This window comes from Streptococcus sobrinus DSM 20742 = ATCC 33478 (assembly GCF_000686605.1).
GTDB classification, from domain to species: domain Bacteria; phylum Bacillota; class Bacilli; order Lactobacillales; family Streptococcaceae; genus Streptococcus; species Streptococcus sobrinus.
Genome location: NZ_JMLC01000006.1, coordinates 1 through 14,769 on the forward strand (window position 1 = coordinate 1; position 14,769 = coordinate 14,769).

Sequence of the window (14,769 nt, forward strand, 5' to 3'; positions counted from 1 at the left end):
CGTACTGTTCCTGTGCTAAGGCTGCGGAATAACCATTTTGGCATCGTCTTAACTCTCTTGAAATAGTAGACTTATGGACGCCAAGTTTATTTGCAATTTGGCAAGGTTTCAAACCTAATTCTAAGTAGGTTTCTATCTTTATTCGGTCGGTTATGGTAAGATGGGAGTAGCTCATAGTTTTTCCTCGGGTTCTGTTTGTGTGGTTACTTACAGTTTACACCAATGAAACGCTATGAGTTTTTTTGTTGCACTATATTTTACAATTTATCAGACACAAAAATTTTATATATAATTTATCTATGATTTCGGTTTTGACCATAATAATGTATAGCCAAGGAGGGATAAAGCTGGCTATGCAAACATTTGCAATCTATTATTTTGTTATTCCTCTTATGAGCATGTATTATGCAGATGCGACATCTGGTATCAGGAAAATGTACAACTTATTAAGAGTTAGTTTGTATAGAGAAATGAGTTCTCTTTTATTGAGCTTAGCCATTATTTTTTGCCCCAAATCGTCGTCTGTTATTTATTTGTAGGCAAATATGAGACTGTTCGATTAAGTGTTTTAGTCTTTGTGGCTGCTTTACTTATGGGACTGTTATTTCCAAAATCAAGAGGTAACGTAAATGAAGCGGTATCAAGTATACTAGTATTTTTAATTATTATACTGGCTTATGTAGTTTTTAAAATTAATGACTTGATTTACCCAACAGTGCTGCTATTTCTTTTAGTAACTAGTATAGTATTGAGGCAAGAAATGAGAGGGTGACTATGACAATGATAGAAATTTTCAATTCTTTAAAACGCACAATCATTAGTTTTTTGATTTTATTTACATTAGACCTCCTGATTGAGCTATTTCAGATCAGTCAGTCGGGTAAAGTTATTACATTATTTGGAGTGGTTATCAAAAGCAAATTTACAAATAAAGAATTACTACAAACATTTTCACTTCATTACCGAATGGTATTAGCTTTGCTCGTCGTTCTCTTTTTAAATTTAATCTATACATGGATTATACATCACCGTAAAATAAGCAAGGAAAGAAAAGGATAATGACGTTAAACCTAGCAAGTATCTTAATCCAAGTAATTTTACTCAGCACCTCTCTAGTTATGCATGAATTGTGTCATTATCTAGTGGCCAAACTTTTAGGTTATCAGCCGGGATTCAATTTTGAAAAGTTCCTTTCTCTAACGGTATCTTATGTTAATAAAGGAAATGCCTTAAAAAATAGCCTTATATCAGCGTCGGCTCCTGTTACTTTGTTTTTTATTGGTTTGATGATTCCCAATAAAATAATAGTCCTTTCGCTATTTAAATTTGCCTGTTTATTAAATATTTTTCATTTAATGCCTTTTTGCAACGATGGCCAAGTTATATTCGTGTCACTTCTTAGCTTATTGAAAAGAGGTATCAAGCAATGAAGCACAAATTTTTTTACATATCTTGCTTTGTAATGATATGCAGTTTCATATTTGGATATTTTCATTTTGTTCTCTCTAACCAAACACCCAGCAATATCAATGAAAAACAATATTATTATAAGACTTCACCACATGAAGTTATTTCTAAACTTACCGACAATAAAAGGGGAGTATACTATTTTGGATTTCCATCATGTCCGTGGTGTGCAGAAATTAGACCAGTTTTTAATGATGTACTAAAGGAATGTACACAAAAATCGTATATGGTTGATACAAAATCAAAAGAGCTTAGTTCTCAGGATTATAAGAAGTTGACAAATTTTTACCATAAATTTTATAAGGATGAACTAACAGTACCCTTCATTGTTTCAATAAATAGTAGAGGGGAGGTTGTAACACATGTAGGGACATTAGAAGGACATGATGCTAGAGCTCGTAAGCTAACTAAAAAAGAAGTAGAGAAACTTCATAAATTACTGGTTAATCTAGTCAAACATACAAAAAACTAGACCTGTATAGTATGGTATCGAATGAATTTCGAAAGCTTAAAAACAGAAGTCCTAAAAAACGCCACCCAATGGGTGGGGTTTTATTAGGCTTTTTGCTATAATAGATGGGAATGTAAAAAGACCCAAGGAGAAAGGAATAAGCCCTGTTAGATAAAGTGGGGGTTTGGGAAACATAATGAAACGTAGTATCTATGCTGGACGTGTTCGCCCTGAACACATCGGAAGACAACTCACTCTTAAAGGTTGGGTGAGTCGCCGTCGTGACTTAGGTGGCTTGATTTTTATTGACCTGCGGGACCGCGAAGGCATTATGCAGCTGGTCATCAACCCAGAGCAAGTATCCAAAGACATCATGAAAAAGGCTGAAAGCCTACGAACGGAGTACGTAATTGAGGTGACAGGAACCGTTCAAGCACGTGAGCAGGCCAATGACAAGCTGGCAACTGGAGCTGTGGAACTGCAGGTCAGCGACTTGGTCATTCTCAACACTTCCAAGACGACTCCTTTTGAAATCAAGGATGATGCGGAAATGACAGATGACAATCGTCTTCGTTATCGCTATCTGGACTTGCGTCGTCCAAGTATGCTCAAGAATCTCAAACTGCGGGCCAAGGTGACCCATAGCGTTCGTAATTACCTAGATGAGTTGGAATTTATTGATGTGGAAACGCCAATGTTGACTAAGTCAACACCAGAAGGGGCGCGTGATTACTTGGTACCAAGTCGGGTTAGCCAAGGTCACTTCTATGCCCTTCCACAAAGTCCACAAATCACCAAGCAGCTACTCATGAATGCTGGTTTTGACCGTTACTATCAAATCGTTAAATGCTTCCGTGATGAAGACTTACGGGGGGACCGTCAACCTGAATTTACACAAATCGACTTGGAAACCTCATTTCTAGATGAGGAAGACATCCAAGAGATTACTGAAGGTCTAATAGCTCGGGTCATGAAGGAAACCAAAGGGATTAATGTGACTATACCCTTCTCTCGTATGACCTACGATGATGCCATGAACAATTATGGCTCTGATAAACCAGATACCCGCTTTGACATGCTTTTACAGGACTTGACAGATACTGTCAAGGGAATTGACTTCAAGGTCTTTGCCCAAGCTCCAGCAGTTAAGGCTATTGTAGTCAAGAATGCGGCGGATAAGTATTCTCGTAAAGCCATTGATAAGTTGACAAATGTGGCAAAACAGTACGGAGCCAAAGGATTGGCCTGGGTCAAGTATCTTGATGGAGAAATGACTGGACCTGTTGCTAAGTTCTTGACAGAGATTGCTGATAAGTTGACAGAACGTTTACAGTTAATTGACAATGATTTGGTCCTCTTTGTTGCAGATAGCTTAGAAGTTGCTAATACCACTCTAGGCGCCCTGCGGATCCTTCTGGCTAAGGAACTAGACCTGATTGACCAAGACCAATTCAACTTCCTTTGGGTGGTTGATTGGCCAATGTTTGAATGGTCAGAGGAAGAGGGTCGCTACATGTCTGCCCACCACCCCTTCACCCTACCAACTCAAGAAACAGCCGACCAGCTTGAAGGAGACCTGTCCAAGGTTAGAGCGGTTGCCTATGATATTGTCCTCAATGGCTATGAATTGGGTGGCGGTAGCTTGCGGATTAACCATAAGGACCTGCAGGAACGCATGCTCAAGGCCCTTGGCTTCAGCCAAGAATCGGCTAACCAGCAGTTTGGTTTCTTGCTAGAAGCCATGGATTACGGTTTCCCACCACATGGGGGACTGGCTATCGGTTTGGACCGCTTTGTTATGATTTTGGCTGGTCAGGACAACATTCGTGAAGTCATCGCCTTCCCCAAGAACAACAAGGCTTCTGACCCAATGACTCAGGCTCCTAGTCTAGTGGCTGAAAAACAATTGGAAGAGTTAGCTCTGCAAGTGCAAGACCATGACTAAAAAAACACAGCCTAAGCGACAAATCAAGTATGCTGTCGGTAGAGCGGCTAAGAAGGTCGGTCTCCTGCATGCAGTTCGCAGTATTTCTCGGGAGAAATATGCAGAGAAGATTTCTGCCTCGCTCTTTTATGGGATTTTATCCAGTATTGCGGTCAATTTCTTCTTTCAACCCGGCCATGTTTATTCCAGCGGGGCGACCGGTCTGGCTCAGGTTCTCTCGGCTCTAAGTGATCGTTTTGTTGGCTTTGTCATTCCGGTTTCGGTGACCTTTTATGCCGTCAACATTCCGCTAATGATTTTAGCTTGGTTCAATCTGGGCCATCGTTTTACGATTTTTACCTTTATCACGGTAACCATCAGTTCCTTCTTTATCCAAATCATGCCCCAGATTACCCTGACCAGTGATCCCCTGATTAATGCCATTTTTGGTGGTCTGGTCATGGGAACGGGGATTGGATATGGTCTGAGGTCGCGGATTTCTAGCGGGGGAACTGACATTGTCAGCCTCTATATCCGTAAGAAAACGGGGCGGGCTGTCGGCAGTATCTCCCTCATGGTCAATGGAACCATCATGATATTTGCTGGTCTCCTCTTCGGCTGGCAGTATGCCCTTTATTCCATGGTGACCATCTTTGTCTCCAGTCGGATGACAGATGCCATTTTCACCAAGCAAAAGAAGATGCAGGCCACGATTATTACCAGCCAGCCTGAACGAGTAACCAAGCAAATTCATAAGCGACTGCACCGGGGCGTGACCCAAATTAATGATGCCGAAGGTACCTATAACCATGAGAAAAAGGCAGTGCTAATTGCTATTATCACCCGAGAAGAATTTAATGATTTCAAATATGTCATGCGTAAAGCTGACCCCAAGGCTTTCGTTTCCGTGGCCGAGGATGTTCATATCCTGGGACGTTTTGTGGAAGATGACTAGAATAATACTCTTCGAAAATCTCAAGATACATCAAGCAAAGCGTAATCAGCTTTTCTTTTCTCGAGTCACCTGGTTAACTCACTTTGCCGTGCTTCAGTACAGTCTGCAGTTCGAACGACACCTCATATAAGTCTCGTTTCTACCAACTTTATGAGGTTAGTGAAGAAACTAGTCAGTCAACCATAGTTGCTGACGTTCTATTAGTTAAACGATAGTTTTCACTAATAGATGGTTCTTTCTTCGTCTGTTTTCAATTTTCATATAAGTACAAAATAGGACTATCGGATTTTTCGATGGTCTTAAAAGTTTCCTTCTAGGCTACAATAAAGGCTTTTCAGTTACATAATAAAAAGTGCTCTAATAAGTAAGTGTCTGTAGCAACTATAATTTCATCTATTTAGGATATTTTTAATTGAAGGTTAATTAAAATGAAAGAAAATTATACATCAGATTTCAAAAACATTACACAATTATTGATTTTTAAATTTTAACCTTTAATTTTTTGAAAAAAATATTAAAATGAAGATACTAGTCGACTAGTAAAATAATTTTAAAGGAGAATGTTTATGAATTCTTTAGCTTTTGAACAATTTGAACTTATGGACACTGAAATGCTTGCTAGCATTGAAGGTGGAGTCAATTGGGATCGTGTCTTCGGTGGTGCTACAGTTTATGGTGCAGCAACTATGGCCGTTTGTATGGCTACTGGTCCAATTGGTTGGGGAGCAGGAGCAGCTTATCTAGGTCTTTGTGCAGCTTCAGGTGCCTACATTGGTTATGGTCTAGCAAGCTAAGCATCTGTTAAATCAATCTACGTTTTGAGGTGGTTATCGTGAGAAGAAAAAGTTCTTTTATTATTTGTACAGCTTTGATCATTATAGCAAATGGTCTTATGATATCAGTAATTAACAATGGTGAAGAGAAACTTTCAAACCTGCTTGTCATAGCACTTGCATTGCTTTGTTTCCCAGGATTTTTGTGGGCAATTAACAATGAAATGACTTCACTTATCAGGCTTGAATCCTCATTATTGCTTCTTCTCGCTGTTCTCTCCATCATGCGTTTAATTAACAGAATTGATCCTTTTCCTGATATGGTGAACGCCCCTGTAGCTCTTGTAGCTTTCGGTTTGACGACTTTGCTACTGGTTGCTGGAATTGCCAGATGGATCAGCAAAAATAAGAGGGATTGATTCACTAAAAACTTAAGCGAGACTAAGGTCTACTTTGAAACTGTCCATTGATCTGAGACAAACTTCATTTGAGGTTTGTCTTTTTTTGAGTCCATTCAATACGATAGAAAGTTAGACATGAATTCATAAGAAAAGCCCAGAGAAGATCGTTAATAAATCAAGAATCTTCTCTGGGATGATTGGTGGTATTTTAAGTTCTTATAAGCTCTAGTTTACATTTCATCTGGTGCATCCACGCCCAGAAGATGCAGGGCTTCTTTGAGAACCAGTGCCGTTGTATAGCTGAGAGCTAGACGTCTGTCACGCTCTGGACTCTGGTCCAAGATACGATTGTGGGCATAGTATTTATTGAAAGCCTGAGCTAGGCTGATGGCAAACTTAGCAATAATAGAGGGCTCGAAATTGTCGGCTGCCCGCTTGATAGTAGCAGGGAAGTTTTGAATCAGCTTGATAATTTCCCAGCTTTCAGCATCATCTAAATAGTAGCCGACAGCTGGATCGGCCTTAAAGTTGGCCTTGCGAAGGATGGATTGAATACGAGCATAGGCGTATTGGACATAGGGGCCAGTTTCCCCTTCAAAGGAAACCATGGCATCAAGGTCAAAGTCGTAACCGTTGAGGCGGTCGGTTTTGAGGTCATAGAACTTGATAGCTCCGACACCGACTGCCTGAGCGACGGCCTCCTTGCTTGGTAAATCAGGGTTCTTGGCTTCAATCTGGTCACCAGCCCGCTTGATGGCTTCGGCGATAGTTGGTTCCAAGAGGATGACATTGCCCTTGCGGGTCGAGAGTTTCTTACCATCCTTGGTCACTAGGCCAAAAGGTACATGGGTAATGTCATCTGACCAGTCGTAGCCCATCTCTTTGAGGACGGCCTTGAGCTGTTTGAAGTGAGCAGCTTGCTCGTTGCCAACCACGTAGATGGATTTGGCAAAATCATAGGTCCGCTTGCGGTAGATGGCTGCAGCTAGGTCCCGAGTGATGTAGAGGGTAGCCCCATCTGATTTCTTAATCAGGGCCGGATTTTCAATGCCATATTTATCTAGCTTAACAACCTGAGCCCCTTGAGATTCCTCAAGGAGCCCCTTGTCCTCAAGGATAGAAACGACTTCATCCATCTTGTCGTTGTAGAAAGCTTCTCCATTGTAGCTATCGAATTGGACATCCAACTGGTCGTAGAGACGGTTGAATTCGACCAGGCTCTCGTTGCGGAACCATTGCCAGAGACTGATAGCCTCCTGGTCGCCAGCTTCTAGCTTGCGGAACCAATCTCTGGCTTCTTCGTCCAATTGAGGTTGGCTTTGGGCTTCCTTATTGATGCGGACGTAGAGTTGCAGGAGTTCCTTGATAGGATTGGCCCTGACAGCTTCCTCATCGCCCCATTTTTTATAGGCCACAATCAGCATGCCAAACTGCTTGCCCCAGTCGCCCAAGTGGTTGATTTTGACAGCCTTGTAGCCCAGCTTTTCAAAAATCTTTGCCAAACTATCGCCGATAACGGTTGAGCGTAGATGGCCGATGGAGAAGGGCTTGGCGATATTGGGGCTGGACATATCAATGGTGATATTTTTCCCCTGTCCGATTTCCTGCTTACCGTAGTTGCTACCTTTGCCAATAACATCAGCTAAGACGGCCTGGGAAATTTCTTTCTTATTGAGGAAGAAATTGATATAGGGACCGACAGCTTGGATCTTTTCAAATTTATCGGATGTGATTTTCTCAACCAGCTCGCTGGCAATGGCTTGAGGAGCCTTACGCCAGACCTTGGCCAATGAAAAAGTTGGGAAGGCCAAGTCGCCCATGCTAGAATTTTTAGGGACTTCCAATAAATTAACAATCGCATCAGGCTCCATGTCAGGCAGGGCAGCCTGAATTTCTTGAGCGATAATGACTTTATTATCCATGTGTTTCTCCTGTGAAAGTATTCATTTCATTGTAACATAAAAAGCCTGATTTTGCTGGGGCGTTTGCCAAATTTCTCGCCTCTGACTTAAGATGAAAAAGCTAGGCCTTTTTGTTATAATGGGTAAGGTATAAATTGAGAGATTTAGGGGAAAACATGAATAAAATTGAACGTCAAAATAAGATAAAGGCCATCATCCAGGAGGAGCGAGTGGGGACCCAGGAGGAAATCAAGGATAGCCTGGCCAAGCAAGGAGTTGCGGTAACCCAAGCGACCCTGTCTAGGGACTTGCGGGAGATTGGTCTCCTCAAACGCCGGGATGAGGCTGGCAAGCTCTACTACAGCCTATCAGCGGAGGAAGCCTCTCATCTGTCGGATGTTGCAAGAGATTATATTAAAAAGGTCTCACGGGCCAGCTTTATTCTGGTTCTCAGCACTGAGCTGGGAGAAACGGATGTTTTGGCCAACATTATTGACCGAGAAGGTCGCAGTGATATTCTGGGAACCGTCGCTGGTGCCGACACACTTTTGGTCATCTGTCAGGATGAGACCAAGGCCCAGGCAATTGAGGAAGAACTGAATCATGACTGACTTAAATCAAGCAGTCAAAGATCTGCAAGAGCTTTTGGCTCAACATGAGAGTGTTCAGGCTTTTCAAGCGGTTGAGGCCAAGGTGAAGGCTCAACCAGACTTGAACCATCTGGCTCATGATATGAAGGCCTACCAGCAGGAAGCGGTTCTCTACGAAAAATTAGAAAAAAATCGGGCAGCCGACCAGTCAGGTCAGGCTGCTGATCGCTTAAATCAGGAGCTCTCAGACCTTCCCTTGGTCCAGGATTACCGGATCAAGATGCAGGATGCCAGTGACCTCCTGCAGTATGTGACCAAGACGTTGGAAGAAAAGATCAACAAAGGATTAGCAAATGGCAAAAGATAAAATTTCTCCAGGCATGCAGCAGTATTTAGACATCAAAGAATCCTATCCGGATGCTTTTTTGCTTTTTCGGATGGGGGATTTTTATGAGCTCTTCTACGACGATGCGGTTAAGGCTGCTCAGATTTTGGAAATCAGCCTCACCAGTCGCAATAAGAATGCTGACAATCCCATTCCTATGGCGGGCGTGCCCTATCATTCAGCACAACAATATATTGATGTCCTAGTCGATTTGGGTTATAAGGTAGCCATTGCCGAGCAGATGGAGGACCCCAAAAAGGCTGTTGGTGTCGTCAAACGGGAGGTTGTTCAGGTGATTACGCCAGGAACCGTGGTGGATTCCAGCAAGCCCGATAGCAGTAATAATTTCTTGGTTGCCATCGACTATCTGAATGGGGTTTACGGACTCTCCTATATGGACCTCTCAACTGGGGAGTTTTGTGCCACCAGCCTGACAGACTTTACAGCCGTTCGTAGCGAAATTCAAAATCTCAAGGCCAAGGAAGTCGTTCTGGGCTTTGATTTGAGTGACAAGCAGCAGGAAGCTCTGACCAAGCAGATGAGTCTCCTTTTGTCACCTGAAAAAGAGGTCTATGATGATGTCCAGCTGATTGGCTCTGACTTGTCAAGCGTAGAGGCCCAGGCCGCTGGTAAGCTCCTCCAATACGTCCATCAGACACAAAAGCGGGAGCTCAGCCACCTACAAAGTCTGGTTCACTACGAAATCAAGGACTTCCTACAGATGACCTATGCCACCAAGACCAGTCTGGATCTCTTGGAAAATGCTAGAACCAGCAAGAAACACGGCAGTCTCTTCTGGCTTTTGGATTCAACTAAGACAGCCATGGGGATGCGGCTCTTGCGGACCTGGATTGATCGGCCCTTGGTTAGCCAAGAGAAAATCTTGGAGCGGCAGGAGATTGTTCAGACCTTCTTGGATAACTTTTTTGAACGCAGCGACCTGACCGACAGCCTCAAGGGGGTCTACGATATTGAGCGCCTAGCCAGCCGAGTGTCTTTTGGTAAGGCCAATCCCAAGGACCTCTTGCAGTTGGGGCATACTCTAGCCCAGGTTCCCAAAATCAAGACCATCTTAGCCAGCTTTTCTAGTCCCGTTTTAGACCGGCTAAATGAAGCCATTGATGCCCTGCCGGAGTTGGAAAGTCTGATTGCCTCGGCCATTGACCAAGATGCTCCAGCCACCATTACCGAAGGGGGCATGATTAAGACAGGCTTTGACCAGCAGTTGGATCATTATCGCCAGGTGATGCGGGAAGGAACCACCTGGATTGCCGAAATCGAAGCCAAGGAGCGATCAGCCAGCGGGATTTCCACCCTCAAGATTGATTACAACCGCAAGGATGGTTACTATTTCCATGTGACCAATTCCAATCTTTCCCTAGTGCCGGACCATTTCTTCCGCAAGGCAACTCTGAAAAATTCTGAGCGTTTTGGGACAGCGGAACTGGCTAAAATTGAAGGGGACATGCTGGAAGCCAGAGAGCAATCGGCAACCCTGGAATACGATATTTTCATGACCGTCCGCAATCAGGTGGAAAAATACATCCAACGTCTGCAAGACCTGGCCAAAAATATTGCAACTGTTGATGCCCTACAGAGCCTAGCCGTTGTGGCTGAAAACAATCACTATGTTCGGCCCCAGTTCAACGACCAGCAGCTTATTGATATTCAAGAGGGGCGCCACGCTGTTGTTGAGAAGGTTATGGGAACCCAGGAATACATTCCTAATACCATCACCTTGGATCAGAAGACTGCGATTCAGCTGATTACGGGTCCCAATATGAGCGGGAAATCCACTTATATGAGGCAGTTGGCCCTGACTGTGGTCATGGCTCAAATCGGCTCCTTTGTGGCTGCCGAGTCTGCTAATCTTCCTATTTTTGATGCCATCTACACTCGGATTGGGGCAGCCGATGACCTGATTTCCGGGCAATCAACCTTTATGGTTGAGATGATGGAGGCCAATATGGCTATCCAGCGGGCTAGCAGTCAGTCCCTTATCCTCTTTGACGAATTGGGCCGAGGCACCGCCACCTATGACGGGATGGCCCTGGCTCAGGCAATCATCGAATACATTCACGATAGGGTAGGTGCCAAGACCCTCTTTGCCACCCATTATCACGAATTGACGGAACTGTCAATCAGCTTGACACATCTGGTCAATGTCCACGTGGCGACTCTGGAGAAGGACGGCGATGTTACCTTCCTGCATAAGATTACAGATGGTCCTGCTGACAAGTCTTACGGGGTCCATGTGGCCAAGATTGCAGGTTTGCCTGAGGCTCTCCTCCAGCGAGCCAATGCTATCTTGACTGATTTAGAGGCCCATTCGGTCAGCTTGACCGGCCAAGAAGACTTTACGGAGCTTGACAAACTTGTCAAACAGAAAAGAGACAGTCAACAGTTGTCCCTCTTTGAAGTAGCAGAACCTAATGATAAGTTGGTTCAAGCCCTCCAAGACCTTGATGTGGTCAATATGACCCCTATGGAAGCCATGAATGCCCTCTTCGAATTGAAAAAATTATTGTAAATATATTAAATTTATTTATAGAAAAGGAATATATGGAAGATTTAAGTAAACGATTGGTAGATAAAAGTATTGAGGCTTTTATTATGGGGCTTGAAATATATAACAAACCTACAATTAAGTACAGAATTGAAGGTTTTAGTTTCTTTGTATGTAATGCTTGGGAGTTAATGTTAAAGGCAGAATTGTTAAAAAGAGGGGGTTCTATTTATTTTCCTGATAGCGATAGGACAATAAGTTTAGAGGGCGCTATTCGAAAAATATATACAGATAAAAAGCAACCGTTGAGAGTTAATCTTGAAAAGATTATTGAATTAAGGAACACAAGTACTCATTTCATAACTGAAGACTATGAAACCATTTATGCTCTCCTTTCTTTCAATCATGTGTTTTGAATTTTTCAGAGCAACTTAAGAGATTTCATAATATAGATGTTACTGACTATATTGCTCAAAATTTTTTAACATTGTCAGTAAATTTAAATATTCTAACCAATGAAGAAATTCGTGGAAAATACTCGCAAGAAATGGCAGAACGTTTAATTAGTAACAAAAATGAGCTGGAATTTCTGGAATCTAATAATTCCTCAAAAGATTTATATATCCCAATTCGACATGAGTTTGAACAAATAAAAGGTAAGAAAAAAGCAGACTTTACTTACAAGATAGATCCTAATGCTGATACGTCAGCAAAAATCATTAAAAAATTGCAAGATCCAAAGGATAAGTATAAACTTACTAGAAAAGACGTTATAGACTCAGTCAATAAGCAGCTCAGGATGAAAAAAATCTCCTTTGATTATCAGACAACCAAAGGAGATAAAGGTTTTAACGAATACACGTTGAATTTAATCATGGATTTCTACAATTTAAAACGAGATAAGTATTGCTATCAATTTGGTCCTACAAGACGGTATTCTCAACAATTAGTAGAATTTGTAGTCGAAAAAATAAAAATTGATTCAAAAATAGTCGCCAATATTAAGAAGAAAAAAAGATAACTCCAGGGTCATAGGAATTCTAAGCGTAAAGCCTACTCCCATTCGGGAACCCAGAGCTAATCCTTCACAAGTTATCTTTAGGTGTATTATAACATCTAAGAATAAAATGTAAAGAATTTTAATTAATGGCTATTTAAGTGATAGAATGAATATAACCTTCAATACATGAATGAGTGAACTATGTCAAAAATTATTGAATTGCCAGAGGTTTTGGCCAATCAGATTGCTGCCGGTGAGGTTGTTGAGCGGCCCAGCAGCGTTGTTAAAGAATTAGTCGAGAATGCTATCGATGCCGGTAGCACACAAATTACAGTTGAAATCGAAGAATCCGGTCTCAAGAAAATTCAGGTGACCGACAACGGCCAAGGCATTGAAAATGACGATGTGGCCCTCAGTCTGCGTCGTCACGCCACCAGTAAAATCAAAAATCAGGCGGATCTCTTTCGGATTCGGACCTTGGGATTTCGGGGTGAGGCCCTGCCGTCAATTGCCTCAATTAGCGATTTGACGATTAAGACAGCGGTCAAGGGTGCAGACCACGGGACCCTGCTGGTCGCTAAAGGCGGAGAAATCCTCTCCCAAGAGCCTATCAGTACCCCTGTCGGCACTAAGATTACGGTTGAGGATCTCTTCTTTAATACTCCAGCCCGCCTCAAGTACATGAAGTCCCTCCAGGCAGAGTTGGGGCACATTGTTGATGTCATCAATCGTCAAAGCCTGGGGCACCCCGAGATTGCCTTTACCCTGATTAATGATGGGCGTGAGTTGACCAAGACCACCGGCACTGGTGACCTGCGTCAGGCCATTGCTGGTATCTATGGTCTCAATACGGCTAAGAAGATGGTCGAAATTTCCAATAGTGACTTGGATTTCGAGGTATCAGGTTATGTCAGTCTGCCTGAATTGACTAGAGCCAATCGCAACTACATCACCATCCTCATCAACGGTCGCTACATCAAGAATTTCCTTCTCAATCGGGCCATTTTAGATGGCTATGGCTCCAAGCTCATGGTCGGTCGCTTTCCCCTAGCTGTGATTGACATCCAGATTGACCCCTATTTAGCCGATGTCAATGTCCATCCAACCAAGCAGGAAGTCCTTATTTCTAAGGAAAAAGAGCTCATGCAGCTGATTCGCAAGGCAATTGCTGAGAGCTTGCGAGAGCAGGATTTGATTCCAGATGCCTTGGAAAATCTGGCCAAATCTAGTGTTCGCAAGGCTGACAAACCTGTTCAGACCAGCCTACCGCTCAAGCAGACCAATCTCTATTACGACCAGGCCCGTCAGGATTTCTTCCTTAAATCGGACAATCAAGTGGCAGAAAACCAGTTAAACCAAGATCCCCAGTCTGTCAATCAGGCGGCGGAAAACCAGTCAAACCAGCCTTCTCAACCTGTCAATCAAGTTGACAAGGCTGTCAAGCCGACGGATTCTGTCAGACAAGCCCAAAGGCCTGAACCAGATGTCCAGGACCAGGAACATCCTGATATTGACTTTTCCAAGAAGACTCAGACCCATAAATTGATGGATCGTCTGGACCAAGAAGAAAGCTCAAGCTTCCCTGAGTTGGATTATTTTGGTCAGATGCAGGGCACCTATCTCTTTGCCCAAGGACAAGGTGGCCTTTATATCATTGACCAACACGCTGCCCAGGAGCGGGTCAAATACGAATACTACCGAGAAAAAATTGGTGAGGTTGACAGTTCTTTACAGCAGCTCTTGGTTCCCTATCTCTTTGAATTTCGGGCGGAAGACTTCATTAACCTTCAAGAAAAAATGCCTCTCCTCAACCAAGTGGGTATCTATCTAGAACCCTATGGTAACAATACCTTTATCCTGCGGGAGCACCCCATCTGGATGAAGGAGGAAGAGATTGAATCGGGTGTTTACGAGATGTGCGACATGCTCCTTTTGACGGATGAGGTTTCTATCAAGGTCTATCGGGCTGAGCTAGCTATCATGATGAGCTGTAAACGCTCCATCAAGGCCAACCATGCCCTAGATGACTATTCGGCCAGCAATCTTCTAGTCCAACTATCCCAATGTAAAAATCCCTATAATTGTCCCCATGGCCGGCCGGTCCTGGTTAATTTCACCAAGTCTGATATGGAAAAAATGTTCCGTCGGATTCAAGAGAACCATACCAGCCTAAGGGAACTGGGGAAATATTAATCTTCTTCAAAAATCAAAAGATTCGCTGTCAACTCACTTTGTCGGACTTGCTGAGGAAAGCTAGGTTTTCCCCATTCTCCACCTCAAAAGCTCTCCTAGGTCTCTTGAACTGTTAGCAATTTGTTGACTTGGTAACTTTTGATTTTCATTAACTATAAGTCAAATGAATCCGTCTAAGCGCGGATTTTTTGGTAGAATAAGGGTATCTCAATTTGATTTGAAA

13 protein-coding genes and 2 pseudogenes are annotated in these 14,769 nt (G+C 42.9%); 13 read left to right on the forward strand and 2 right to left on the reverse strand.

All coding sequences use genetic code 11. The features are described 5' to 3' along the window. A partial coding sequence (locus BS63_RS01000000110875) for a helix-turn-helix domain-containing protein (protein ID WP_032798549.1) occupies window positions 1-175 on the reverse strand: 175 nt, incomplete at its 3' end. A gap of 88 nt (window positions 176-263) precedes the next feature. Here BS63_RS01000000110875 and BS63_RS1000000111725 point away from each other — a divergent pair. From BS63_RS1000000111725 to BS63_RS0103920, 8 genes and pseudogenes are all read left to right on the forward strand, one after another. Further along, window positions 264-772: pseudogene (locus BS63_RS1000000111725) on the forward strand (hypothetical protein); the annotation flags it as partial. 2 nt (window positions 773-774) lie between these two features. Beyond that, window positions 775-1,059: a hypothetical protein gene (locus BS63_RS0103890; RefSeq protein WP_002959666.1), complete on the forward strand. Its 285-nt coding sequence runs from the start codon at window positions 775-777 to the stop codon at window positions 1,057-1,059. Further along, window positions 1,059-1,430 carry a metalloprotease family protein gene (locus BS63_RS0103895; protein ID WP_002959665.1) on the forward strand — a complete coding sequence of 124 codons (372 nt, stop codon included), beginning with the start codon at window positions 1,059-1,061 and terminating at the stop codon, window positions 1,428-1,430. Before BS63_RS0103890 ends, BS63_RS0103895 begins: the two co-directional genes overlap by 1 nt. After that, window positions 1,427-1,939 carry a hypothetical protein gene (locus tag BS63_RS0103900; protein WP_002959664.1) on the forward strand — a complete coding sequence of 171 codons (513 nt, stop codon included), beginning with the start codon at window positions 1,427-1,429 and terminating at the stop codon, window positions 1,937-1,939. The genes BS63_RS0103895 and BS63_RS0103900 overlap by 4 nt, the downstream gene beginning before the upstream one ends. Window positions 1,940-2,114: 175 nt before the next feature. Further along, window positions 2,115-3,863, forward strand: a complete 1,749-nt coding sequence (gene aspS / locus BS63_RS0103905; protein ID WP_019775052.1) for an aspartate--tRNA ligase — start codon at window positions 2,115-2,117, stop codon at window positions 3,861-3,863. After that, complete coding sequence (locus tag BS63_RS0103910; protein ID WP_002959662.1) at window positions 3,856-4,797, forward strand: YitT family protein; 942 nt, start codon at window positions 3,856-3,858, stop codon at window positions 4,795-4,797. The genes aspS and BS63_RS0103910 overlap by 8 nt, the downstream gene beginning before the upstream one ends. Window positions 4,798-5,363: 566 nt before the next feature. After that, window positions 5,364-5,591 carry a ComC/BlpC family leader-containing pheromone/bacteriocin gene (locus tag BS63_RS0103915; RefSeq protein WP_002960575.1) on the forward strand — a complete coding sequence of 76 codons (228 nt, stop codon included), beginning with the start codon at window positions 5,364-5,366 and terminating at the stop codon, window positions 5,589-5,591. Window positions 5,592-5,629: 38 nt separating this feature from the next. Beyond that, on the forward strand, window positions 5,630-5,989 hold the full coding sequence (locus tag BS63_RS0103920) for a hypothetical protein (protein WP_002960574.1): 360 nt from the start codon (window positions 5,630-5,632) through the stop codon (window positions 5,987-5,989). 212 nt (window positions 5,990-6,201) lie between these two features. Here BS63_RS0103920 and argS read toward each other — a convergent pair whose 3' ends face one another. Beyond that, window positions 6,202-7,893, reverse strand: a complete 1,692-nt coding sequence (gene argS, locus BS63_RS0103925) for an arginine--tRNA ligase (RefSeq protein ID WP_002960570.1) — start codon at window positions 7,891-7,893, stop codon at window positions 6,202-6,204. A 155-nt stretch (window positions 7,894-8,048) separates the two neighbouring features. Here argS and argR point away from each other — a divergent pair, with 155 nt between their 5' ends. The 5 genes and pseudogenes from argR to mutL all read left to right on the forward strand — a co-directional run bounded on the left by argR (window position 8,049) and on the right by mutL (window position 14,546). Next, window positions 8,049-8,483 (forward strand): arginine repressor, encoded by a 435-nt coding sequence (gene argR, locus BS63_RS0103930; RefSeq protein WP_002960568.1) that lies wholly within the window; start codon window positions 8,049-8,051, stop codon window positions 8,481-8,483. Beyond that, complete coding sequence (locus BS63_RS0103935; protein WP_019795383.1) at window positions 8,476-8,829, forward strand: YlbF family regulator; 354 nt, start codon at window positions 8,476-8,478, stop codon at window positions 8,827-8,829. The genes argR and BS63_RS0103935 overlap by 8 nt, the downstream gene beginning before the upstream one ends. Further along, window positions 8,816-11,377, forward strand: a complete 2,562-nt coding sequence (gene mutS / locus BS63_RS0103940; protein ID WP_002960565.1) for a DNA mismatch repair protein MutS — start codon at window positions 8,816-8,818, stop codon at window positions 11,375-11,377. Before BS63_RS0103935 ends, mutS begins: the two co-directional genes overlap by 14 nt. A gap of 32 nt (window positions 11,378-11,409) precedes the next feature. Further along, window positions 11,410-12,374 (forward strand): annotated as a pseudogene (locus BS63_RS1000000111320) (DUF3644 domain-containing protein). A 180-nt stretch (window positions 12,375-12,554) separates the two neighbouring features. Further along, window positions 12,555-14,546: a DNA mismatch repair endonuclease MutL gene (gene mutL / locus BS63_RS0103950; protein WP_002960564.1), complete on the forward strand. Its 1,992-nt coding sequence runs from the start codon at window positions 12,555-12,557 to the stop codon at window positions 14,544-14,546. The last annotated feature ends 223 nt before the right edge of the window (window positions 14,547-14,769 follow it).